The organism is Halomonas sp. XH26 (assembly GCF_024138895.1).
GTDB lineage: Bacteria > Pseudomonadota > Gammaproteobacteria > Pseudomonadales > Halomonadaceae > Vreelandella > Vreelandella alkaliphila.
Genome location: NZ_CP071889.1, coordinates 754,957 through 777,642 on the forward strand (window position 1 = coordinate 754,957; position 22,686 = coordinate 777,642).

The 22,686-nt window shown below is 53.6% G+C and carries 20 protein-coding genes; 12 read left to right on the forward strand and 8 right to left on the reverse strand.

What is annotated here, in order from left to right; translation table 11 throughout:
• Positions 1-37: 37 nt before the first annotated feature.
• Together J4377_RS03530 and J4377_RS03535 are read right to left on the reverse strand one after the other, a co-directional pair.
• Positions 38-1,234 (reverse strand): homoserine O-acetyltransferase, encoded by a 1,197-nt coding sequence (locus J4377_RS03530; protein ID WP_253486806.1) that lies wholly within the window; start codon positions 1,232-1,234, stop codon positions 38-40.
• Positions 1,235-1,311: 77 nt separating this feature from the next.
• The gene (locus tag J4377_RS03535) at positions 1,312-2,484 is read right to left on the reverse strand and encodes a UbiH/UbiF/VisC/COQ6 family ubiquinone biosynthesis hydroxylase (RefSeq protein WP_095602671.1); all 1,173 of its coding nucleotides are present in this window, start codon (positions 2,482-2,484) and stop codon (positions 1,312-1,314) included.
• 115 nt (positions 2,485-2,599) lie between these two features.
• On the opposite strand from J4377_RS03535, the gene J4377_RS03540 reads away from it, so the two are divergent.
• The 5 genes from J4377_RS03540 to J4377_RS03560 all read left to right on the forward strand — a co-directional run bounded on the left by J4377_RS03540 (position 2,600) and on the right by J4377_RS03560 (position 7,349).
• The gene (locus J4377_RS03540; RefSeq protein WP_253486808.1) at positions 2,600-3,448 is read left to right on the forward strand and encodes an NAD-dependent protein deacetylase; all 849 of its coding nucleotides are present in this window, start codon (positions 2,600-2,602) and stop codon (positions 3,446-3,448) included.
• A gap of 47 nt (positions 3,449-3,495) precedes the next feature.
• Positions 3,496-4,971: a YdiU family protein gene (locus tag J4377_RS03545; protein ID WP_253486810.1), complete on the forward strand. Its 1,476-nt coding sequence runs from the start codon at positions 3,496-3,498 to the stop codon at positions 4,969-4,971.
• A 103-nt stretch (positions 4,972-5,074) separates the two neighbouring features.
• On the forward strand, positions 5,075-6,121 hold the full coding sequence (gene dinB / locus J4377_RS03550; RefSeq protein ID WP_253486818.1) for a DNA polymerase IV: 1,047 nt from the start codon (positions 5,075-5,077) through the stop codon (positions 6,119-6,121).
• Positions 6,122-6,260: 139 nt separating this feature from the next.
• The gene (locus tag J4377_RS03555; RefSeq protein WP_193084741.1) at positions 6,261-7,082 is read left to right on the forward strand and encodes an alpha/beta fold hydrolase; all 822 of its coding nucleotides are present in this window, start codon (positions 6,261-6,263) and stop codon (positions 7,080-7,082) included.
• Positions 7,083-7,100: 18 nt separating this feature from the next.
• Positions 7,101-7,349, forward strand: coding sequence for a YkoF family thiamine/hydroxymethylpyrimidine-binding protein (locus tag J4377_RS03560; protein ID WP_038481590.1), 249 nt, complete (start codon positions 7,101-7,103; stop codon positions 7,347-7,349).
• 182 nt (positions 7,350-7,531) lie between these two features.
• Here the strand turns inward: J4377_RS03560 and gabT are convergent, their stop codons facing one another.
• From gabT to csiR, 5 genes are all read right to left on the reverse strand, one after another.
• Positions 7,532-8,806, reverse strand: a complete 1,275-nt coding sequence (gene gabT, locus J4377_RS03565) for a 4-aminobutyrate--2-oxoglutarate transaminase (protein WP_253486820.1) — start codon at positions 8,804-8,806, stop codon at positions 7,532-7,534.
• A gap of 227 nt (positions 8,807-9,033) precedes the next feature.
• Positions 9,034-9,837 (reverse strand): EAL domain-containing protein, encoded by an 804-nt coding sequence (locus tag J4377_RS03570; RefSeq protein WP_198348598.1) that lies wholly within the window; start codon positions 9,835-9,837, stop codon positions 9,034-9,036.
• Between the two features lie 241 nt (positions 9,838-10,078).
• Positions 10,079-11,293, reverse strand: a complete 1,215-nt coding sequence (locus tag J4377_RS03575; RefSeq protein ID WP_038481597.1) for a CaiB/BaiF CoA-transferase family protein — start codon at positions 11,291-11,293, stop codon at positions 10,079-10,081.
• A 22-nt stretch (positions 11,294-11,315) separates the two neighbouring features.
• Positions 11,316-12,494, reverse strand: a complete 1,179-nt coding sequence (locus J4377_RS03580; protein WP_038481600.1) for an acyl-CoA dehydrogenase — start codon at positions 12,492-12,494, stop codon at positions 11,316-11,318.
• A gap of 83 nt (positions 12,495-12,577) precedes the next feature.
• Positions 12,578-13,267 carry a DNA-binding transcriptional regulator CsiR gene (gene csiR, locus J4377_RS03585; RefSeq protein ID WP_038481603.1) on the reverse strand — a complete coding sequence of 230 codons (690 nt, stop codon included), beginning with the start codon at positions 13,265-13,267 and terminating at the stop codon, positions 12,578-12,580.
• Between the two features lie 262 nt (positions 13,268-13,529).
• Between csiR and J4377_RS03590 the strand changes: the two genes are divergently transcribed.
• From J4377_RS03590 to J4377_RS03600, 3 genes are read left to right on the forward strand one after another with little or no spacing between them, the layout of a single operon-like run.
• Positions 13,530-14,489: a TAXI family TRAP transporter solute-binding subunit gene (locus J4377_RS03590; RefSeq protein WP_038481605.1), complete on the forward strand. Its 960-nt coding sequence runs from the start codon at positions 13,530-13,532 to the stop codon at positions 14,487-14,489.
• Positions 14,490-14,534: 45 nt separating this feature from the next.
• Complete coding sequence (locus tag J4377_RS03595) at positions 14,535-15,047, forward strand: DUF1850 domain-containing protein (protein ID WP_038481607.1); 513 nt, start codon at positions 14,535-14,537, stop codon at positions 15,045-15,047.
• A gap of 33 nt (positions 15,048-15,080) precedes the next feature.
• A complete protein-coding gene (locus J4377_RS03600; RefSeq protein ID WP_253486822.1) occupies positions 15,081-17,093 on the forward strand; it encodes a TRAP transporter permease in 2,013 nt (670 codons plus the stop codon).
• Between the two features lie 79 nt (positions 17,094-17,172).
• Here J4377_RS03600 and J4377_RS03605 read toward each other — a convergent pair whose 3' ends face one another.
• Positions 17,173-19,701: a penicillin-binding protein 1A gene (locus J4377_RS03605; RefSeq protein WP_038481613.1), complete on the reverse strand. Its 2,529-nt coding sequence runs from the start codon at positions 19,699-19,701 to the stop codon at positions 17,173-17,175.
• A gap of 193 nt (positions 19,702-19,894) precedes the next feature.
• On the opposite strand from J4377_RS03605, the gene pilM reads away from it, so the two are divergent.
• From pilM to J4377_RS03625, 4 genes are read left to right on the forward strand one after another with little or no spacing between them, the layout of a single operon-like run.
• Positions 19,895-20,956, forward strand: a complete 1,062-nt coding sequence (pilM, locus tag J4377_RS03610) for a type IV pilus assembly protein PilM (RefSeq protein WP_253486831.1) — start codon at positions 19,895-19,897, stop codon at positions 20,954-20,956.
• On the forward strand, positions 20,953-21,522 hold the full coding sequence (locus J4377_RS03615) for a PilN domain-containing protein (protein ID WP_253486833.1): 570 nt from the start codon (positions 20,953-20,955) through the stop codon (positions 21,520-21,522). The genes pilM and J4377_RS03615 overlap by 4 nt, the downstream gene beginning before the upstream one ends.
• Complete coding sequence (locus tag J4377_RS03620) at positions 21,519-22,145, forward strand: type 4a pilus biogenesis protein PilO (protein ID WP_253486835.1); 627 nt, start codon at positions 21,519-21,521, stop codon at positions 22,143-22,145. The genes J4377_RS03615 and J4377_RS03620 overlap by 4 nt, the downstream gene beginning before the upstream one ends.
• Positions 22,142-22,663: a pilus assembly protein PilP gene (locus J4377_RS03625; protein ID WP_120385701.1), complete on the forward strand. Its 522-nt coding sequence runs from the start codon at positions 22,142-22,144 to the stop codon at positions 22,661-22,663. Before J4377_RS03620 ends, J4377_RS03625 begins: the two co-directional genes overlap by 4 nt.
• Positions 22,664-22,686: the final 23 nt, after the last annotated feature.

Genomic DNA, 22,686 nt, shown 5'->3' on the forward strand with positions numbered 1-22,686 from the left:
GTAGCACTGGCTTCCAGGGAAGCCAGTGCTTACTTCGTTATTTTAAAAACGCTCGCAGCGTTTCGCTGGTTTGGTCGATAGCGACAACGCCATCTAAATGGCCGCGGTTGCCTTCCAGGGTTTCAAGCGTCACCTCGGTACCGTCCGCTTCAATCAGCTCGGCAGTGCGACGCACGCCTTCGGGGGCAAAGACGAGGTCGTTTTCGCTATACAGCATTAGTGTCGGGGCATCGATGGCGGCCAATCCTTCTTCTAACGAGTCACCGTGGCCCGCCATAAAGAGTTGATTGGCACGAACCAAATACAACAGATGGTTGGCATCGGAAAGCTCGGCGCGGGCGGCGGCGATGTCATCCAGCGTTTGCTCAATGGCGTAGCGGGCGTTGATATCTTGAGCGGGGTCGCGCTCGTCATCGGCCCAGTCGCGGTTGAATGTTTTGTTGGCCCACTGCCAGTGATTGGCATTGAGGGTGACGAGCTTGAGCGCTTCTTTTAGGCCATCGGTGGGTGGCTCGCCATCATAGTAGTCGCCTTCATTCCAGTTGGCGTCTAAGCGAATGGGCGCTGCCCAGGCGCTAAGCGTTGCCAGTAACCAGGGGTCGGCAACGCCGCCGCCAATAACAGGAATCAACCTATCCACTTTTTCAGGGTAAGCACTGGCCCATTCAAACGCTTGAAGCGCCCCCATCGAGGCACCCATGACCGCGTGTAGCGATTCAATGCCCTGGCTCTCTAACAACGCCCGCTGTACCTCGACAAAGTCACGAATCGTTACCACAGGAAAATCCATTCCCCAAGGTTCGCCGGTGTCTGGATTGATAGAGGCGGGGCCAGTGGTGGTGACATTGGGGTCGTGGGCGTTGAGGTTCACCAGCGTATCGGACGCAATAATGTAGTACTCGTCGGTATCCAGTGGTTTGCCGGGCCCAATGATGGCATCCCAGTAGCCGGTTGGCTCGCCATCTGGATCATAACGGCCTGCTGCGTTGCTGGTACCAGAGAAGAAATGGGTGATTAAGATGGCATTGTCACGGGCGTCGTTTAATTCACCGTAGGCTTCCCAACCCACCGCAAGTTCGGGAATTGTTTCGCCGCCTTGGGTAGTGAAGTCTTGCATCTCGAAGGTTTGTTTTTCGACGACACCATCCCAGGCTAGTAGTGGTGATGCTGCAAGTAATCCGAGGCTGGTAACTGTCACCACGGTCAATAAAGAGTGTCGTTGCTTGAGAACCATATGCCTTCCTTAAATGAGGGATTGTTATGATTATTGTGGGCAACGGCTGCGTTGCCACCCTCATAGCGTAGTCGGCTTTAGCGCATTTTAAATGGGTTTAGCCCGTTAGCTTGTTGCATCATCATGCGCTTGGCGAGCGGTACGCGTTCGGCAAGATGCAGGCTGAGATCACCCAACTGGCGTAGCGGTTTTGCACCGGTAAACAAGTGATGGAAGCTATCGGTGGCGGCAATCATGGCTTGGTTGGCCAAGCGGCGCTGGCATTCGAAGCGGTGCAGGCTGATAGAGTCACCTGGGTCGCGGCCTTTGATGATCAGCTCTGCCAGGGTATCGGCATCGTGCAGGCCAATATTCAGCCCTTGTCCTGCCAGCGGGTGCACCACGTGGGCGGCATCGCCAATCAGGGCTAAGCGCTTGCCGATATAGCGTTTGGCGTGCTGGCGTCTAATTGGAAAGCTCGCCTTTGCTACCACACGGGTTAGCTTGCCTAGCCGCTTGGGAAAGGCTGTTTCAATGGCCGTTTTTAGGGCGTCGTTGGAGAGCTGTTCACGGGCTTTGGTGGCTTCGTCGCTGTCATACCACACCAGCGATGCACGATGGCCTGGTAAGGGAAGCATGGCAATCGGGCCAGTGGGGGTGAAGCACTGCCAGCTAATATCCTGTTGGGGGAGCTCGGTTTCCACGTTAATAATCATCGCCCGCTGATGGTAGTCGTAGCTACTAACGGTAATGCCAGCAAGTTCTCGTAGCGTCGAATGCGCGCCATCTGCGCCAACAATCAAACGGGCGCTTAAGGTTTTGCCATTATCTAACTCCAGCATGCGGCCGGTGCTGGCCGCCATGGTACTGAGCGGTGCGCACTGGGTATAGCAGGTCACGCTGGGAAGATTCTCTAAGCGCTGCCACAACGCATATTGCAGGGTGCGGTTTTCGATAAAAATGCCGAAGTCGTCCATGCCGCTGTCCTGGGCAGAAAACAGCGAATGGCCGGAGCCATCCTGATTGGCGACATCAATATGGCGAAACGGGCAGCAGCGCTCTTCGGGCAGCACGGTGCCGCTCGCTTTTACAAACGCCAGCGAACGGGCATTAAGTGAGGAGATACGCAGGTCATAATCGCCGCTAAGCGGGGTGGGGGCGCTGCCGCGTTCTACCAGCCCAACCGACATGCCGGTATGGCCTAATCGGGCCGCTAGCGCGGCACCCACCATGCCACCGCCGACAATGATAATCTCGTGATCCCACTGCATGAGACACTCCTTACGTTGAATAACGAGGGCATATTGCATGACCCTTTATTGTCATACAGTATCGGTTACTTGTCGCAGTGTTGCATAGGGTGATCCATTGACGCAGGCCGTGGAAATGACAAATAGCATCGCACAGGCGGGGGAAGCGCTGGCGGAGTTTATTGAGCGCCACCCTAAACTGTGGGTGATTACTGGCGCGGGAGTAAGCACCGACAGCGGCATTCCTGATTACCGCGATGCCGACGGGCAGTGGAAGCGACCGCCGCCGGTACAGCATGGCGATTTTATGGCCTCACTTGCCGTGCGCCAGCGCTATTGGGCGCGGGCGTTGATCGGCTTCAAAGCTATGCGTGAAGCTCAAGTGAGCGGTGCGCATCGGGCGTTAGCGGCGCTTGAAAACATGGGCCGCGTGGAGCTGCTGGTGACACAGAACGTAGACCGTCTGCATCAGCGGGCAGGTTCCAGCAAGGTGATTGATTTGCACGGGCGAGCAGACATGGTGGCGTGCATGACATGCGGTTATCAACTCATGCGTCACGCCATGCACAGCGAAATGGCCAGGATGAACCCGCGCTTTGCAGCGCTAGGTGCCCACCATGCGCCCGACGGCGATGCGGATTTAGAAACCGATTTTTCGACGTTTAAGGTGCTGGATTGCCCGCGCTGCCAAGGCATCTTAAAGCCCCAGGTTGTTTATTACGGCGATGTGGTGCCGCCAGCGCGGCGCTTGGCTGCCCAAGCAGGGCTGCAAAACGCCGATGCCGTGTTGGCTGTGGGCACCTCGTTGATGGTGTATTCCGGCTACCGCTTCTGCCGTGATGCCCACGCCATGGGTTTGCCGGTGGCCTCGCTGTCGTTGGGCGTCACCCGCGCCGATGCACTATTAACCCATCAGTGGCGTGCGCCGTTAACACCGGTGCTAGAGCACGCTGTTGGCTGTTTGCAGCAGCGTTTACTTGACTAAAGTGCTAGGGTATTAGGCAACGATTGTTACCAACAGCGGAGTCGCCCGTGCTGTCATTTGAACACCAGTTTGCAACGCTTCCCGAGCCACTGTGGATGGCCTGTCAGCCCACGCCAGTGAGCCAGCCCGCGCTGATTGTATTTAATGAGCGCCTGGCAGAAACGCTGGGAGTTAAGACAGGGCTGAAGAGTAAGTCTGATGATGCCACCCTTGCCCAGTGGTTTAGTGGCAACCAGTTGCCACCCGGCGCAGAGCCACGGGCGCTGGGCTACGCTGGGCATCAGTTTGGTAACTTTGTACCGCAGTTGGGCGATGGCCGCGCATTGTTACTGGGGGAGGTCGTCGACCAGAACGGGATACGGCGCGATGTTCAGCTCAAGGGCAGCGGCCGCACGCCATTTTCCCGTGGTGGTGATGGGCGTTCGCCGCTGGGTCCGGTGCTACGGGAGTATCTGGTCAGTGAGTTTATGGCCGCAATGGGCGTACCTACCACCCGTGCGTTAGCCGCCGTTTCTACCGGCGAGCGAGTCGTGCGCCAATTACCTGAGCCCGGCGCAGTCTTTACCCGAGTGGCAAGCAGTCATATTCGTGTGGGTACCTTTCAATTTGCTGCGGTACGCAGAGATGAAGCTGCCCTGAAAGCGCTGGCCGACCATGTGATTGAGCGCCACTATCCCGAAGCCGCTAGTGCAGATGATCCTTATTTAGCCTTGTTAGAGGCGGTGGTTGCTCGCCAAGCGGCGCTAGTGGCGCGGTGGATGAGCCTTGGGTTTATTCATGGCGTGATGAATACCGACAACTGCAGCATTGCCGGAGAAACCATTGATTACGGCCCCTGTGCCTTTATGGAGCAGTTTGACCCGCAAAAAGTCTACAGCTCGATTGATCAAGGCAAGCGCTATGCCTTTGATAACCAGCCCGCCATTGCTCAATGGAACCTAGCCCGCTTTGCCGAAACGCTGCTGCCGCTGATGCGCGAAGAGGGCGATACCGTCGTCGAGCAGGCCACCGATATCATTCGCCGCTTTGAGCCGCTGTTTGATGCCGAGCAGCGCCGCCTGCATGCGGATAAGCTCGGCCTTGCAGCAGACAGCGATCAAGCGGTAACGCTAATGGAAGCGCTGGAAAGTCAGATGCACCAGGGGCGGATGGATATGACCGCTACCTTTGATGCGCTGACACACTTCGCCAGCACCTCAAGTGAAACGCATAAGGAAGCACTGCTGGCGCTGACGACCCAACCCAATGAGTTGGCGGCATGGTTAGATAAGTGGCAAGCAGTACAGGTTGCCAGCCAAGACAGCGAGCGCTTAGCCGCCATGCGGCGTGCTAATCCAGTTGTTATTCCCCGTAACCACCGAATTCAGGAAGTTATCAATGCGGCTTACGAGGGCGACTTTGCGCCGTTTCACAGCTTACTTGCTGTGGTCACCCAGCCCTTTGATGAATCCGCAGAAGCACGCCGCCTTGCAGCTCCCGCAACGGAAAACGAGCAGGTATTAAGAACGTTTTGCGGTACTTGATTTGCCCAAGCTGAAAAGTAAGCCATCACGGCGGTAATAGCTCACATCGCGCTTGTGGTAAACTGTGATTATTTACAGGTAAGGGCGGAGGCAAGGGCAACCTGTGCGCAAAATTATTCATTGCGACTGTGACTGCTTCTACGCAGCGGTTGAAATGCGCGACAACCCAGCGCTTAACGATGTGCCGATTGCGATAGGCGGCAGCGTTGAGCAGCGCGGGGTTGTCGCTACCTGTAATTACCCCGCCCGCGAATTTGGCATCCACTCGGCCATGCCCATGGCGCAAGCACTCAAACGCTGCCCACATTTGACCGTTATCCGCGGTGATATGGCCAAATACAAAGCGGTGGCGCGTCAAGTATTTGCGATTTATCGCGATGTGACTGAACTGATTGAACCGCTCTCGCTAGATGAAGCCTTTTTAGACGTTACTGATATTTCCCTGTGCAACGGCAGCGCTACCCGCATGGCCGAAGCGATTCGCCAACGGGTTAAACAAGAAGTAGGCATTACCGTCTCGGCAGGTGTCGCACCCAATAAGTTTCTTGCCAAAATTGCCAGTGACTGGCGTAAGCCCGATGGTCTGTTTGTGATCACGCCGAACGATATCGATGGCTTTGTACAGCAACTGCCGGTCAAGAAAATCCACGGCGTAGGGCCACGCACGGCTGAAAAATTGGCGGGGTTGGGTATCCAAACCTGTGCGGATTTGCGGGCTCGTCCGCTCACTGAGCTGGTCGAACAGTTTGGCCGCTTCGGTCATCGACTGTTTGAGCTTAGCTTTGGGCGCGACGAGCGGCCAGTGAAAACCCACCGTGAGCGGAAATCGATCAGCACCGAGCAAACCTACTCCCAGGACTTACCCACCCTGGAAGCCTGTCGCCAACAATTACCGGATCTACTCAACGACTTAGAGCAGCGCTATGCCAGACTAGACCCAGCGCCCGCCGTGCGCGGGTTAATGGTGAAGGTAAAATTTAACGACTTTACCCAAACCACGGTTGAACACGCCGACCCCGCACCTAACCTGGATCAATTCGAATCCCTGTTAACTATTGGTTGGGCGCGAGGGGAGAGGCCAGTTCGGCTATTAGGCGTGGGCTACCGCTTGGCAGAAGAAGCTACCGCTCAGCAGCTCTCGCTGTTTTAATTAGCCTGTTAATACTTATGTCGATTGACGCTCATACAAAGGCGCGTTAAAACAGACGTATGATAGTTTGTCTACTTGCTAGCTAGCGTGGGTGCTGCTGCCACGCTGCTTTCCTGTCTTCTTACCCTGCGAGCTAACCATGTCTGCCCATGCCACCCAACGCCCTCGTTTAGTGTTTGCCCATGCGAATGGCTTTCCTGGCTTAAGCTATCGCACGCTGCTGGAACCACTGGCAGAGTCGTTTGACCTCCATCCGCTTGATCGATTGGGGCATCACCCGGATTACCCGGTGAACCATAACTGGGGCAATTTAGTCGATGAACTGTTGAGCTACTTGCCGGTTACAGACGCACCGTTACTGGGCGTTGGTCACTCGCTAGGCGGTACGCTGATGGCTATGGCGGCGGATAAACAGCCAGAACGCTTCTGCGGCGTCATTATGCTTGACCCGCCGTTGATGCTGGGGCCGGATGCCTGGGTGATGAAAGCGGCGAAGCGATTTGGTTTTATGGATCGCATCACCCCTGCTGGTAAAACCCAGGGGCGGCGCAGTGTGTGGCCTAGCCGAGAAGCCATGGCTGACTCGCTGCGCCGCCGTGGGTTATTTCGACGCTTTACCCCAGAGGCATTGAACGACTACATTGAAGCAGGCACGCGCTTGCTGGATGACGGTAGCGCTGAGCTAACCTTCGACCCAGGTATTGAGGTAGAGATATTTCGCCACCTGCCGGATCATCTGTCGGGATTGCCACGTCGAGTCGGTGTGCCGATCCACTTGGTGGCAGGGCAGGAGTCGCATTTACTCACTCCCACACGGGTCAAGCGGCTTCAGCGTCGTGGGTTAGCTATCAGCGAGGTTCCCGGTACTCACATGTTCCCTATGGAGCATCCTGATGAAACGCGGGCGGCCATATTGGCGGCATGGCAGCGCTTTTCACAGGGAGCCAGTAAGCGCGCATAAAGCGCATAAGGAGGCAGGATGTATCTTTCCGTACAGCTAAGCTATTACCCGCTGGCCGATGATTTTAAGCCAGTGGTGAAAGAGGTGGTAAAACGTTTGGAAGCCACAGGGTTAGAAGTTCACCCTAATCGAATGAGTACCCAGGTGTTCGGGGAATTCGATGCGGTGATGGCCGCTTTAAGCGATGTGATGAAGTGGTCGTTTGAGACTCATGGAAAAGCGGTTTTTACAGCTAATTTCCTCGAAGGCGATCGACGCCCTCGGTAAGTAGAGAGCTGGCATGGCCGAAACAGCCCTAGGCGGGGGCGCTGTAACCCCATCCCTGGGCGCTACTTTTGCCATCTGACCACCAAGGATGGTGGGAATGCCGGAAAAGTCGGGAACTGTTTTCCGGCCATGGCAAAAGACCCCCGCTACGAGCTGTTATAGGCCTTTTGAATCAGAGCCCCTTAAACCAGCGATTCCAGGCAGGATTCAATAATATCCAGCCCTTCGTTGAGGACGCTGTCTTCAATCGTGACGGGCATCAAGAAGCGAATCGTATTGCCGTACATGCCGCAGGAGAGCAGGATCAACCCTTCCTCACGGGCTTTCTTACACAGCGCTGCGGCAAGTTCTGGATTGGGCGTGCGATCCGTTTTATTCGAGACCAGTTCAAATGCCGCCATAGCGCCCATGTTGCGCACATTATCAATGCAGTCGAACTTGGTTTGCCACTCGCCAAAACGAGCCGCTAGCTTTTCACCCAGCGTTCGGCTTTTCTCAAGAATGTTTTCCTCTTCGAATACTTCCAACACGGCCAGTGCTGCGGCGCAGGCGGTGGGGCTGCCGGTATAGGTGCCGCCCAAAGAGTTGGGGCCAGAGGCATCCATAACCTTGTCGGTGCCAACAATCGCAGAGATTGGCATACCGTCAGCCATACTTTTCGCCATGGTCATGATGTCCGGCTCAACGCCGCTGTGCTCAATGGCGAACATTTTGCCGGTTCGGCCAAAGCCAGACTGCACTTCGTCGATGATCATCAGCATGCCATGCTCATCGCAAATTTCGCGGATCTTCTCCAGGAAGCTTTTCGATGCAGGATAGAAACCGCCTTCGCCAAGCACCGGCTCCAAGACAATCGCGGCAGTGTCTTTTGGGTTGGCGTCGGTTTTCAGGGTCATTTTCAGACCACGAAGGGCTTCGTCTTCGCTGACACCGTGGTAGGACACCGGATAAGGCGCGCGGAATACCGTGCCAGGCATCGGGCCAAAATCGCTTTGATACGGGGCTACTTTGCCGTTCATGGCCATGGTGTAGAACGTTCGGCCGTGATAACCGCCGTCAAAACAAATGACGTTAGAGCGGCCGGTGGCAGCGCGGGCAATTTTAACGGCATTTTCCAACGCTTCTGCACCGGAGTTAGCCAGCATTACTTTGGCGTGGCCGCGAACCGGTACGAGGTGGCTAAGTTTTTCAGCAACTTTTACATAGCCTTCATAAGGCATCACTGTTTGGCAGGTGTGCATGACCTTATCCAACTGGGCTTTCACCGCAGCAACCACTTTAGGATGACGGTGGCCTACGTTCAAAACGCCTATACCGCCCGCGAAGTCGATAAAGCGGTTGCCGTCGGCGTCCCAGATCTCAGCATTCTCAGCGCGATCCGCAAAAGCAGTGGCGGGGCTAGCGGCGCCCGCCGCGACATACTTCTGCTTCAGTTCGTTTAGCTCGGCGTTGCTCATGGCTCAACTCCTTTGGATGTTGGATGTTGCCTGTGAGAAATGTGCAGTGTCACTGCTTATGTGACAGGTTCGGTCGTCATTGTTTCAAATTCGTTATATAGACGATAAAACGGGGGTAATGGACAGTAGGCGACAGACAGTAGTTAAAAGACGGTGGTTAAAAGATAGTAGTTAATGGAGAGTAGTTAAAAGACAATCGGCAATAGGCAGCAGGTAATAGGTTTGCATCAGTAGCTTAATGCTTCTAAGCCTACATATACCTCTTCTCTTAAGTCTAATAATCGAGAGGTTAGATCTGGGCCTAAGGAATTAATAGCTGGCTTGGCGTAGAAAAAGCCCTGTTGGCGAGCAATGCCCGCCCGCGCTAGCCATAATGCTTCTTTGCGTGTTTCTACCCCTTCAGCAATGAGCGTCATGTTCAACTCTTTAGCTAGCAAAATGATGGAGCTGAGCAGCGCTTGGCGACGCATATCATGGTCACAGTTCATCACCAGCTCGCGGTCGATTTTGAGCTTATCCGGTGTTAGACCAGTCAACAGATCCAGGTTGGCATAGCCATTGCCAAAGTCATCAATGGCCGTTTTAAAGCCCATCTCGCGATAGGCTTCGATGATATTGCGCAGGTGCTGGCGGTCTCGTACGCGTTCGGTTTCAGTGATTTCAAAAATTAGCCGCTCCATTGGCCATCCAACGCGTCGAGAAATATCAAGCGTTGCTTGAATGCACGCTTCCGGTTCGTAGACAGCATTGGGTAAAAAATTGATTGATAATGCCGTTGGCATATTCAGAGCGCTTGCCATCTCAATCGCTTTAACACGACAAGCTTGATCAAACCGATACAGTAGGTCGTCAGTCACCTGAGAAATAACACTCCAGGCAGATTCGCCATTAATCCCTCGGACAAGCGCCTCATGTGTCACCACGCGAGCAAGTGACACGTCCACAATAGGTTGAAAGGCCATCGTGAAATCAAAAGGAAGGTCCCCCTCGCATCGTTTACAGCTACCGTCTACCCGTGCGCAGTGACCCATGAAATCCCCCTATAGCAGTGCGCCAAGTTACCCGCTGGCCGATTTACGTTAGCCATTGCCGGTTAATTTAAATTTTTTTTAACTATCTAATCATAGACGAAAACAGTTTAGTCGCTTGTTAACTTTTCGTATAGGTTTTGTATAGAAATTATTGGGTGCGCTGAGCCGACAAAAAAAGCGCCCAACTGGGCGCTAAGATGAATCGTTAGTAGAGATATGAAAAGAGGGAGGATAACGAGCGTTAAATAATGCCTGCTTGTTGCAGAGCGTGGCGCTGTTCGCTGGTAATGCCAAGCTCATCAAGCACCTGTTGCGTGTGCTCACCCAATGAGGGAGGGGGAGTCTGGGCGCTGATTGACTCGCCGTTGATACGGATAGGGTTCGCGACTAAGTCGACGTGACCGGCTTGGCTGTGGGGAAGCGTTTGCTTCAAGCCACGTGCTTTGACATGGGGGTCGTCGAAGACGCGATCCAAGGTGTTGATGGGTCCACTAGGCACACCGGCGGCTTCAAAGGCAGCCAGCCATCCATCAGTTTTCTGCGTTAGTAATACGGCTTCCAGTAGAGGAGCCAATACAGTGCGGTGCTGCACCCGTGCGCCGTTGGTGGCGAACCTTGGGTCCAGCGGCAACGTTGGCTGGTCGATCACTTGGCAGAAACGCTTAAACTGCTCGTCATTACCGACGGCAACAATCATATGGCCATCAGCAGTGGCAAACGCTTGGTATGGAACGATATTGGGATGTGCATTCCCCAGCCGCTGAGGTACTTGACCGGAGGTTAAGTAGTTGAGCGCCTGGTTCGCCAGTACGCCCACCTGAACGTCCATCAATGCCATATCAATATGACATCCAACGTTGCTATCGCGGCGCTGGTAAAGCGCTGCCAGCACGGCATTGGCGGCATACAGGCCGGTGAAAATATCGGTAAAGGCAACGCCGATTTTGACGGGGCCACCGCCGGGCTCATGATCAGGCTTGCCGGTTAGGCTCATAATGCCGCCCATTGCCTGAATCATGAAGTCGTAACCGGCGCGGTGTGCGTAAGGGCTTTCTTGGCCAAAGCCGGTGATTGAACAGTAGATAAGCCGAGGATTCAGTGTCTTCAGGCTCTCATAGTCCAGACCGTACTTTTTCAAACCGCCCACTTTGAAGTTTTCAAGTAATACATCGGAGGTGGCGACGAGCTGCTTAATCAATGCCTGGCCTTCAGGCTTGGCCATATCGACGGTGACCGAGCGCTTGCCTCGGTTGGCGCATAGGTAGTAGGCCGACTCTGAACTGCCAGAGAGCCATGGAGGGCCCCAGTGGCGAGTATCATCGCCGCTGACGGGGCGCTCTACCTTGATCACATCAGCCCCCATGTCTGCGAGCATTTGCCCGCACCACGGGCCAGCCAGTACACGTGAAATATCGAGTACTTTGATGCCTGCTAGTGGCTTGGCTGCTGTGCTCATTAGGTGCCTCACTTGTCGCTATTTAGAAAAATGCCTGAATACCGGTCTGGGCACGACCCAAGATTAAGGCGTGTACATCGTGAGTGCCTTCGTAGGTGTTTACCGATTCCAAGTTCACCATATGGCGAATAACACCGTACTCATCGGAAACACCGTTGCCGCCGTGCATGTCGCGAGACTGGCGAGCGATATCCAGCGCTTTACCGCAGTTATTGCGTTTGATTAGTGAGACCATTTCCGGTGCCCAGTTGCCGCTATCCATTAGGCGACCTACCTGTAGCGCTGCCTGTAAGCCCAGGGTGATCTCGGTTTGCATATCTGCGAGTTTCTTCTGGATCAACTGATTTGCAGCCAGTGGGCGGCCAAACTGTTTGCGGTCTAAGGTGTATTGGCGTGCGGCATGCCAACAGAACTCAGCGGTGCCCATAACGCCCCAGGCAATGCCATAACGAGCTTTATTCAAGCAACCGAAGGGACCTTTTAAACCGCTAACGTTAGGCAATAGGTTTTCTTCAGGGACAAAGGCATTGTCCAGTACGATTTCACCGGTGATGGAAGCGCGAAGCGACACCTTGCCTTCAATTTTGGGTGTGCTGAAGCCTTCGGTACCGCGCTCAACAATAAAGCCTTTGATTTGATTGTCGTGGGCGGCGGACTTTGCCCAAACCACCGCAATATCGGCAATCGGGCTGTTGGTAATCCACATTTTGGCACCGGTTAAGCGGTAGCCACCGTCAACTTTTTCTGCCCGAGTGATCATTGAACCAGGGTCTGAGCCATGGTCAGGTTCGGTTAAACCAAAACAGCCGACCATTTCTCCGCTGGCGAGCTTAGGTAAATATTTATGCTTCTGCTCTTCAGAGCCATAGGCTTCAATCGGATACATCACCAGTGATGACTGCACGCTCATGGCTGAGCGGTAGCCTGAATCAACGCGCTCTACTTCGCGGGCAATGAGTCCGTAGGCCACATGGTTCACGCCTGAGCCGCCATATTCAGGGGCGACAGTTGCACCCAGCAGGCCAAGCTCACCCATCTCGTTCATGATCTCACGATCGAAGCGCTCTTCACGAAAAGCACTCAGCACACGTGGCTGCAGGTTTTCCTGGCAGTAGTCGTGAGCGGCATCACGAATTTGGCGCTCTTCATCGGTGAGTTGGTGTTCGAGCAGCAGCGGGTCGTCCCAGTTGAAACGGGTCATGGCGTGAACTCCTACATAGTCATTTTGATATGATTCAATGTATCGTCGTTTTATTAAAATATCTACATTTTAAAATAAAGAATTTAATTGATCCCACGTTCCTTGAGAACACGGGTAATAATCGGGACAGGGGTCATTAAGTGATCACGCATGAGGTTGGCCGCTTGCTCTGTATCACGAGCCAGGATGACGTCTACCAAGGCGGCATGCTCTTGTCTTTTGATTTCAAGTGCCTGGGGGGACATCACCGTTTCCTGCAGCCACAGGTGGCGGTAGCGTTCAACCTGATCAAACAGCGTGTCGCGCATCTGCAACAGGTGTGGCGAGTTGCAGCCGCTAGCAATGGCGGTATGAAATGCCTTATGGCGCAAATCCCAGCCATCAAGCAGCTCATCGGGGGAGCTTACCTCGGTCACTTTAGCTAGCCGATGAGCGGTGGCGAGGACGTTGGCTTCCCAGTCGTCGTCGCCGCGCTCAATGGCCAGGCGCAAAATCAAGCCTTCTAACTGAGCGCGTGCGTCGTAAATATCGTTCAGCTCGGCCAGCGACATGGGGGCAACGCGATAGCCACGTTGGCTAATCGCAATCACCAAGCGGTCGGCAACTAATTGGGAAAGCGCTTCGCGTAGAGGGCCGGTACTGGCGCCGTAATACTCCTTGAGGCGGCTCATTAAAAGCTTCTCTTCAGGCGCATAACGGCCGCGAATGATGTCGTGCTTCAGGGCGCGATAGGCACTGATGGCTAGGTTCGGGCGCGGCGCATCGTGCTCCATGATATCTCCTTAGGCCAACGTTGGACGTGGCGATCTGCATTAACTAATCGCTATTATCAATAAATTCTAGACATTTAGCACAGGTAACGACATTTATACGGGGGTTATCGGCGAATAGCGTTGCATTAGCATCTCACGCTAAAGCCGTGCTAACGTCATTGCACCGCGTTTGCTTGCCGTTTACGGTAACCAGAGGCTGGGACTTCACACCTCCTTATCGTCAACCATACTTATAAGTCCAAACAGGACGGAGGAACCGCTTATGCGAACTCTAAAATATACAGTGGCAGCATCCATGTTGGCTGTTGCACTTCCAGCCAGTGCGCAACAGCTTTCAATCGCGACCGGCGGTACCGGCGGGGTTTATTATCCGATCGGCGGTGGCTTCGCTGAAATGATTAATAACCATATTGAAGGCGCTCAGGCGACTGCTGAGGTTACTGGTGCCTCAGTCGAAAATATGGGGCTGATTATGCGTGGCGACGCCGATTTGGCGTTAGCGCTGGCCGACACGGTTTATCAGGCTTATAACGGCAGCGGCGACTTTGACGGTCGTCAGATTGAAAATACCCGTGCTCTGGCCTCTGTTTACCCGAATGCGGTGCAGTTGGTAACGCTGGCTGAGTCGGATATCGAGACCATCGCTGACCTGGCTGGGAAGCGTGTTTCCGTGGGTGCACCAGGTAGTGGCACCGAGCTAAATGCACGCGCCGTTTTGGAAGCCAACGGCATTAGTTATGAAGATTTTACCCCCCAGCGACTCAATTTTAACGAAACCGCAGATGCCATTCGTGATGGTGATATCGACGCCGGTTTCTGGAGCGTTGGGCCCCCCACCAGTTCTATTCTTAACCTTGCCGCTACCCGTGATATCCGCTTAATTGGCCTCTCCGATGAAGAAGTTGCCAATGCACAGGAAGCGGAGGCAGTGTTTGCGCCCTACGAGCTGGCAGCGGGTATGTATGACGGTATGGACGAGTCCGTTCAGACTATCGGTGTTCCTAACGTCTTGGTGGTGAATTCTGATATGGACGAAGAGCTCGCTTACCAGCTGACTCAGCTACTGTTTGAAAACACCGATGAGTTAATTGCTGTTCACCCTGCCGCCAACGACACCACCATTGAATTCACCATGAACTCTACGCCTGTGCCGTTGCACCCGGGGGCGATTCGCTACTTTGAAGAAGTAGGAGCGGATATTCCTGATCGCCTGCGCCCTTAACGGTTAAAGGGTTTTGCCATAAGACATTGCCATAAGGATATTGCCATGCAGTGGCAACAACGACTGATGGCGCTACTTTTTGCATGTCTACCGCTCGCCGAAGTGGGGGCTTCCCCCGCTTCGGCGAATGCGTCTATGCGTTTAGCTGTGGTGACTGAACAAGGCGATGTTTTAGTGGATGCGCTGGTGCCTTCAGAAGGGCGCTGGTGTATCCAGTGGCAACACTCAGTTGAGCACTTTACGGTACTGGATTGCTATCGCAATGCGGCAGGCGTTATGCAACTTGAGCGTAGTCATCAACCAGACTTTGCCGCAGGGCTTGGTCATATCTTTGGCCGTGGAGAACAAGTCTCAGATGGTGAGGGCGGTTATTGGATTAATGCTATTGATGAGCCCGTAGCAAATAACCGTTATGCATTAAGAGTCGGTTCTTCTGCCGTCAATCACCAAGTGGTGTGGCCGAATGGTGAGCATTCACCGGTGAGTTTAAGTAAGTACGCAGCCGGGCAACGTGTGATTATCCAATTATTATCACCTAGCACCGCTCCGCGTGAATAAAAACGATAGTAGTTAACGCTTCCGAGGACGTTCATGAACAAATCCACTCCACCGCCGGTTGTGATGCCCGGCGCGAATGCGATGCAGCCCCGCATGGTTCTGTGGTGTATCACCGTGGTTGCGGTGGGGCTTTCACTCTTCCAGCTCTATTCTGCTGGTATCCAGCCCCTTGGGCTTTTCTATCAGCGTAGTATTCACTTAGCGTTGATTATGTTGCTGGCATTTTTGATGTTTCCTGTGTTTGGGCCAACGCGCAAACGTGGAGTGCTGGGGTGGGGCATTGATCTAATTTTCTTTGCTGGGGCTCTGACTACCGGTGGCTATCTGGTGCTCTTTTTAGATGAGATTATCAATCGAGCCGGCTTCTGGAGTGACACCGATATTTTAGTGGCCTGTATTGCGACGGTTACCGTGTTGGAAGCAAGTCGTCGAGCCGTTGGGTTTGGCATGACGGTGATCGGCCTGCTTGCCATTATCTACGCATTTGCAGGGCCTCGGGGTGAACTGCCATGGCTAGGCGAATGGATGCCCGGCATTTTAGAGCATCGTGGCTATACCTTGGAGCGCGTCGCAGGGCAGCTTTATTTAGGACAAGAAGGCATCTTTGGTTTGCCTTTGGGAGTTGCGGCGACCTACATCTTTATATTCGTACTCTTTGGTGCCTTTTTGGAAAGCACTGGCGCTGGCAAGTTTTTTATTGATATGGCCTATGCGGCCACTGGCCGCCAGCGGGGCGGCCCTGCGAAAGCTGCCGTGCTGGCTTCAGCCGGTATGGGCTCTATTTCGGGTAGTGCGATTGCCAACGTGGTGACCACCGGGGCATTTACCATTCCGCTGATGAAAAAGCTGGGCTATCAGCCGAAGCAGGCGGGAGGAATAGAAGCAGCCGCCTCTACCGGTGGACAAATTATGCCGCCTTTAATGGGGGCGGGGGCATTTTTAATTGCGGAATATACCAATACGCCCTATTTGGAAATCGTTAAAATCAGCATTCTGCCGGCGATTATGTACTTTGCAACGGTGTATCTATTTGTCCATATCATTGCATTGAAGCAGGGAATGCAGGGGTTGGCGAAAAGCGAGTTGCCGCAAATGCGCCAAGTCATGAAAGATGGCTGGCACTTCCTGCTTCCTCTAGCGGTGCTAGTGTGGCTGCTAGCGATGAGTATGTCGCCAATGCGCGTGGGGTATTACGCCGTGGTCACCATCATCGCTGTGGCGGTTCTTCGCTATGCGCTTTGGTACTTCTTTATTGCTCCTAAGCAAGGTCAGCCGGTAACCATGAGCCGCACCAAAGGTGTGGTGTGGGCGGGGCTCGTTAAGTTGGTTCAGGGGTTGGAGCTGGGTGCGCGGAATGCCGTTGCAGTTTCTATGGCTTGTGCCGTGGCTGGGATTATTGTCGGCGTTGTGGGCCTGACAGGGCTAGGATTGAAGTTTTCCTCAATGATGCTGGCTTTTTCTGGTGGCAACCTAGTGTTGGCGTTGGTGATGGTGCTGCTGGCAAGCTTGATTTTGGGGATGGGGCTGCCGGTTACCGCGAGCTATATTGTCTTGATCGTACTGGTGGGCCCAGCGTTGACCGCTGAATTTGGAGTGCCGCTACTGATTGCTCACTTAGTGGTGTTCTGGTATTCCCAGGATTCCAATGTGACACCGCCTATCGCCCTGGCCGGTTTTGCGGGGGCAGCAATTGCAGGCAGTAAACCCATGGAGACTGGCTTCCAAGCTTGGAAATTTGCCAAAGGTCTCTATTTAATTCCGCTATTTATGGTGTTTAATCCAGAAATCATTGTCGGTGGCCCTGTGCCCGTGGTGGTTTGGAATGCGCTGATTGCTATTTTGGCGCTGTGTGCATTTGCTGCCGCGCTTGAAGGTTATCTGTTTACCAAGATGTCTTGGTTACCGCGTTTGGCGATTGGCGCTGCCATTTTCGGGATTTTCTACCCAAATCTACTAACGGAAATTGCTGGCGTGGTGGTGATGATTGCCGCGATTGGTGCCAACTGGTTTGCCAGTAAGCGAGAACGTCTGCCGATGGACGGCTAATCGTAGGGCGTTAATGTGCGCCATAAAAAAAGCCCGGAGACCATTAGGTCTCCGGGCTTTTGCTTTGTGCAGGTACGGCTTAGAAAATGGACTCTGCGGTACCAGACCCCTGTGAGCCACTAGCTTCTTCCAGTTCACGACTGATGCGACGTTGCTGGTAGCCGGGAAGATGGTCACGGTGGAAGAGCTCAGAAATGCCCCCTGACTGGCCATCCGCCAAGCGGTATCCGGTTGTGGGGTCTACCCGTGCGCTAACAACAGTATCCGGGCGTTCGGGGAGCGCTGAGGGAGTGCCTTCTAGTGCATCGCCCATAAAGTCAACCCAGATAGGTAGTGCTGCGTTAGAGCCATATTCAGCGATGGAGTCGTTGCTATCTTTGCCTACCCATACTGTGGTCACTAAGTCGCTGTTAAAGCCTGCAAACCAGGCATCACGCTGGCTATTGGTGGTGCCCGTTTTGCCGACGATATCGTCGCGGTTCAGGCTAAGAGCACCACGGCCGGTGCCAGACGTGATGACGTCACGAAGCATGTCGCGCAGAATATAGACTGCAGCAGGGTCAGCTACCCGAGTAGCCACCGGGTACTCTTTGCCGTCGATTTCAACTGTTTCCTGCCCTTCAGCGCAGCTAGGGCAAGCAACCTGAGGCGTTGCCTCATCCACAAGCTCCTCATCATCGTTACGCGTGACGCGTTCGATAAACCATGGTGCGACCTGAAAGCCACCGTTGGCAAGAACGGAATACGCGTTGGTCATTTCCATGGGCGTTAAACTGGCGCTGCCCAAGGCGAGAGATAGCCCGCGTGGTAGGCGATCGGGAGAGAAGCCAAATCCTTCTAGATAGCGAATAGTATGGTCTAACCCCGTGGTTTGAAGTACACGAATGGTGACCAAGTTACGCGAACGAGCAAGCGCTGGGCGCAAGCGCATCGGGCCTAGGAAGTCACGGCTTGAATTGACTGGGCGCCATAATGAATTACTACCGTCATCTAGTACGACGGGGGAATCATTGACCACGCTTGCTGCGTTCATGCCGCCGTCTTCTAGGGCTGCAAGATAGATGAACGGTTTAAAGATGGAGCCGGATTGACGTTGAGCCTGGATGGCACGGTTGAACTTACTGGCATTAAAATCAAACCCGCCTTGTAAGGCCAAAATAGCGCCAGTGCGTGGATCTTGGGCAACCAAAGAGCCTTCGGCGTCGGGGCGCTGCGACAAGCGTAGAGATCCATCTTCGTTTTCAATCACGCGGACTAAGTCGCCGCGAACAGCAATTTGATCCGCGCTACTTGGTTCGGCACCACGACTGCGTGGGCTCAAATAGGGGCGTGCCCAGTTCAGCCCGCTCCAGGCAATCGTTTGCAGTTCGCCACCGCGAGTAAGTACCTGCATTTCACGGCCACTGCTCTCAACCACAATCGCTGGCTGAAGCAGGCCATAGTTGGGCGTGCGCTCTAATACTTGCAACCAGTTGCTGACGTCACCATCGACACCCTCAACTTGTGTTTGGCTACGCTCAGCTGCTTGGCGAGCGGTTTGACGAATTTCCGGTGATTCTGAAAGTTCCTCTTCAAGCCCTTGAGTAGCGGTTTGCTCTTGAGCTTCTACCAAGCTGGCTGCGATATCTTGCTGTTCTGAACCGCGCCAGCCATGGCGAAGGTCGTAAGCCAGCAGGCCATTTGCTAATGCTTGGTGGGCATAGGGCTGCATTTCGCTATCAATCGTGGTGTAAATTCGGTAGCCACCGGTATACGCCTTATCTCCAAATCGTTCGATGGCATATTGGCGAGCCATTTCTGAAACATAAGCCGCGTCTACTTCGGTTTGGGTGTAGTGCCGGCGGGCTGTCACCGGCTCCTGCACAGCCGCTAGATAAGCATCATTATCAATATGTCCTAGCTCGCGCATGCGGAACAGAATCCAGTTGCGACGAATAAGCGAGCGTTCTGAATTAGCCAGTGGGTTAAAGGCTGAGGGTGCTTTAGGCAGTCCCGCAATCATTGCTGTTTGAGCCAGCGTTAATTCAGCCAATGGCTTGTCATAATAAGTTTCTGATGCGGCTGCGATGCCATAGGCGCGATGGCCGAGAAATATCTTGTTGACGTAGAGCTCGAAGATTTCATCTTTATCAAGAATCTGCTCCATTTGCAGGGCAAGCAGAATCTCGCGAATTTTCCGCGTGAATGTCTGGTCGAGCGTCAACATATAGTTACGCGCAACCTGCATGGTAATGGTCGAGCCGCCAGACTGAATGGAGCCGCCACTCTGGACCAGTTCAACCGCCGCCCTGGCGATACCACGAGGATCAACGCCTGCATGATCAAAGTAACTGGCATCTTCCGCTGCGATCAGCGCGTTGATCATGTCCTCTGGAATATCAGCGAAGTCGACGGGCATACGGCGCTCTTCGCCAAATTCACCAATGAGTTTGCCATCATTGGTGAAGATGCGAAGTGGTGTATGTAGCTCGAAATCTTGCAACTGGCGTACATCAGGCAGGCCAGGTGAAAAATAGATAGCGGCGCCCACCACTGCCAACACGGTGGCGCCAATGAGCGCAACGATTAGCGAAAAAAGTGACAGGATGAGGGTTCGAAAAAACGTCATGAACAGAGTGCACCCGTGAAAAGGAGAATAGACACGGTAACTAAACGACCGTATCACGCAATTGGCTGCCATTATAGGAAGGCGAGGCAGCAGTCACCAGTGTTGATATGCCGTAATGCCATTCGCGTGTGACTTAACTAAAAATCATGTAACCTCAAAATTCGCACGATAGGCAGGCGGAGCCGAACCCAGGATGCGTTTACTCAAGCCCGGTAAAGGGTTGATTGGTGTCGATATTACATCGGCGACCGTCAAGCTGTTAGAGCTCAAACAGTATAGCGATAGCTACCAAGTAGACAGCTACGCTGTTCAACCGCTGCGCGAAGGTGCAGTTGTTGAGCGCCGCATCCGCGACATTAATGAAGTGGCGAGTGTGCTTCGGCGTACTGTCGAGCATGCAAAGCCCTTTACTCGTAAAGCGGCAGTGGCCGTCCCAGCGAGCGCTGCCATTACTAAAACGCTTACTTTTCCTGCTTCGTTAAGCGAAGAGGAGATCGAAGAGCGAATAACCGCCGAGTCTGACCGCTATATTCCCTTTCCGTTCAGTGAGGTGGCGTTTGATTTTCAGTGCCTAGGTCCTGCTCCTTTCGATGAGAGCCAGCAAGAAGTTGTTTTAGTAGCGTGTCGTCAGCAAGACGTGACTCTGCTTACCGAAACGTTAGAGCGTGCGGGGCTGGAGCCTGCCGCTGTCGATGTAGAGACGTTCGCTTTAGAGCGCGTATTGGCCGAGCTACGTAGGCAATCCAGCATGGCAAACGACTCAACTGCTTGTGTGGGGCTATTCGACATCGGGACCAATATGAGCGCCTTCCATGTCGTGCGGGGTGGGCATATTGTTTATAGCCGTGATACGGCGTTTGGCGGACGCCAGCTAACAGATGCCATCCGCCAGTATTACCACATGAGCATAGAAGAGGCTGACGTTGCTAAAAAGCGTGGTGGTCTACCTAGCGACTACCAAGAGAAAGTGCTCACGCCTTTTCTAGAAACGGTGGTACAGCAGGGGAGACGCTCGCTGCAGCTTTATTATACCGCGGGTCGTCAGCATGAGGTGCAACATACTGTACTCGCGGGTGGTTCTAGTGTCATTCCAGGCCTCGCTGAGCGTATTGCTGATGATAGTGGTATGTCGGTGAGTATCGCCAACCCATTGCAACGTTTGCGCATTAACAAACGGCTAAGTGAAGAAGCGTTAAGAAACGCTGCCCCAGCGATGCTAACGGCGGGTGGGTTGGCGATGCGAGTTAGCCAATGAGCATTAATATTAATCTTTTACCCTGGCGTGAGGCGTGGCGAGAGAGACGGACGCGGCAATTTTACGGTGTTATGTTGTTTATGTTGCTTCTGGGCGTGGCGTGTGGCGTTGTGGTATTGCACGTATATCAACAGCAGTTAGCTGCCCAGCAGCAGCGCAATGCCCATATCTCTACTCGTATTGAGCAGTTAGACAATGAAATCGCTGATGTACAACGCTATCAGGGCGACATCGGGCGGCTGGAAGAGCAATTGGCGCTGTTCCACACGCTTAATAACGAACGCATGAGTACAGTGAGGCTGTTTAACGATATTGCCGCTAGCGTCGCAGATGGGGTTGTCTATCAGCGTCTGTCACGTAGCGGACAGCAAATCAGTCTTTCAGCGGTTGCCAGTAATGAACGTCAGGTCTCTGAGCAACTTCGCCAAATTGCAGATATACCAGGGTTAGGCGTACCGCTGTTTTCCAAGGTTGCTAGTGGCCAAGATGACAGTCGGCGTGTTTTCCAGTTTGAAGTAAGGCAACTGTCTCCTGAAGAAGCCGTTTCCATGGAGGCGGCACCATGACGCCTATCCGTGAACGCGTTAAAAGTGACTGGCAGCGCCTGCGAAACGTTGAATGGCAATCGTTGGATATCAAAGAAGCAGGTGAATGGCCCTGGCTGCTTAAAGCCGTGATAGCGGTACTTGTTTTTTTAGTTGCTCTATTAGGTATCAACGGGTGGCTGGTGGGGGAGGCTCGCGATTCGCTTGCAGCAGAGCAGCGTCAAGAGGAGCGTCTGCTGGTCGAGTATCGACGCAAGGCGTCTGAAGCCGCTTTTCTGCCGGATATTCGCAGTCAGTTGACTGCTCTTGAAGATCAAATGGTGCAGATGCAGGCGATGCTGCCTACCAGTGCAGAAATTCCTTCTTTATTAGATAGTATCAGTGATGCCGCTATCGAAAATCGACTAACCATTGAAACTATCCGTTTGCGACCTACGGTGAGTAACACGCACTATATAGAGCACCCCTTAGATATACAGGTGCGCGGTGATTACCATGCATTGGCACAGTTTGTTTCGGATATTAGCGATTTGGCGCGAATTATTACTCAGCACGATTTAACACTAGCGCCTGTTGATCAGAATGGCGACACGCTACGCATGTCGCTGCTTGCACGCACTTACAGCGAAAAGGCTGAACCATGAAGCGTTTGGTAGGCCTGCTGTGTATTGCTGGTTTAGCTGGCTGCAGTGACCCTCAACTGGGGCAGCTAGATCAAACCCTTGCAGAAATACGCCGTACTGCTGATGGGAAAGCGCCCGAGGTAGTGGAGGAATTGTCAACGTATCAGTCGCTTGATTATCGCTTTAGCGATGCGCGCAGTCCTTTCTTAGCACCGGAGGATGTGCGCGAAAACGTATTGCAAGTGGAGCAGGCAGTGAGCGAGTTTGCCCCCGAACAGCAGCGCGCTCAAGAGCCTTTAGAGCGTTTTCAACTCCAGACGTTGCGCTTGGTTGGTACGCTACGTATGGGGGAGCAGCAAGTTGCATTGATTGAGCCTCCCGAGGGGGAGGTTGTTAGCGTTCGAGAAGGTGATTATTTAGGCACCAATCATGGCCTTATTAACCAGATTGAACCACAAGGAATCACTATTATTGAACGTGTTTTTAGCCCTCAGCAAGGGTGGCAACAACGCCAGGTAACGCTCACCCTTGAGGAATAGCTTCTTCACTCGCTATCAGATAT

Bases quoted from the DNA above. Each gene is read 5' to 3' on its own strand.
- J4377_RS03595 (WP_038481607.1), top strand. From the start codon at position 14,535: ATGCAGTGGCAACAACGACTGATGGCGCTACTTTTTGCATGTCTACCG.
- gabT (WP_253486820.1), bottom strand. From the start codon at position 8,806: ATGAGCAACGCCGAGCTAAACGAACTGAAGCAGAAGTATGTCGCGGCG.
- J4377_RS03615 (WP_253486833.1), top strand. From the start codon at position 20,953: ATGAGCATTAATATTAATCTTTTACCCTGGCGTGAGGCGTGGCGAGAG.
- J4377_RS03600 (WP_253486822.1), top strand. From the start codon at position 15,081: ATGAACAAATCCACTCCACCGCCGGTTGTGATGCCCGGCGCGAATGCG.
- J4377_RS03555 (WP_193084741.1), top strand. From the start codon at position 6,261: ATGTCTGCCCATGCCACCCAACGCCCTCGTTTAGTGTTTGCCCATGCG.
- J4377_RS03560 (WP_038481590.1), top strand. From the start codon at position 7,101: ATGTATCTTTCCGTACAGCTAAGCTATTACCCGCTGGCCGATGATTTT.
- J4377_RS03580 (WP_038481600.1), bottom strand. From the start codon at position 12,494: ATGACCCGTTTCAACTGGGACGACCCGCTGCTGCTCGAACACCAACTC.
- J4377_RS03620 (WP_253486835.1), top strand. From the start codon at position 21,519: ATGACGCCTATCCGTGAACGCGTTAAAAGTGACTGGCAGCGCCTGCGA.
- J4377_RS03590 (WP_038481605.1), top strand. From the start codon at position 13,530: ATGCGAACTCTAAAATATACAGTGGCAGCATCCATGTTGGCTGTTGCA.
- J4377_RS03530 (WP_253486806.1), bottom strand. From the start codon at position 1,234: ATGGTTCTCAAGCAACGACACTCTTTATTGACCGTGGTGACAGTTACC.
- J4377_RS03535 (WP_095602671.1), bottom strand. From the start codon at position 2,484: ATGCAGTGGGATCACGAGATTATCATTGTCGGCGGTGGCATGGTGGGT.
- J4377_RS03570 (WP_198348598.1), bottom strand. From the start codon at position 9,837: ATGGGTCACTGCGCACGGGTAGACGGTAGCTGTAAACGATGCGAGGGG.
- J4377_RS03540 (WP_253486808.1), top strand. From the start codon at position 2,600: ATGACAAATAGCATCGCACAGGCGGGGGAAGCGCTGGCGGAGTTTATT.
- J4377_RS03625 (WP_120385701.1), top strand. From the start codon at position 22,142: ATGAAGCGTTTGGTAGGCCTGCTGTGTATTGCTGGTTTAGCTGGCTGC.
- pilM (WP_253486831.1), top strand. From the start codon at position 19,895: ATGCGTTTACTCAAGCCCGGTAAAGGGTTGATTGGTGTCGATATTACA.
- J4377_RS03575 (WP_038481597.1), bottom strand. From the start codon at position 11,293: ATGAGCACAGCAGCCAAGCCACTAGCAGGCATCAAAGTACTCGATATT.
- csiR (WP_038481603.1), bottom strand. From the start codon at position 13,267: ATGGAGCACGATGCGCCGCGCCCGAACCTAGCCATCAGTGCCTATCGC.
- J4377_RS03605 (WP_038481613.1), bottom strand. From the start codon at position 19,701: ATGACGTTTTTTCGAACCCTCATCCTGTCACTTTTTTCGCTAATCGTT.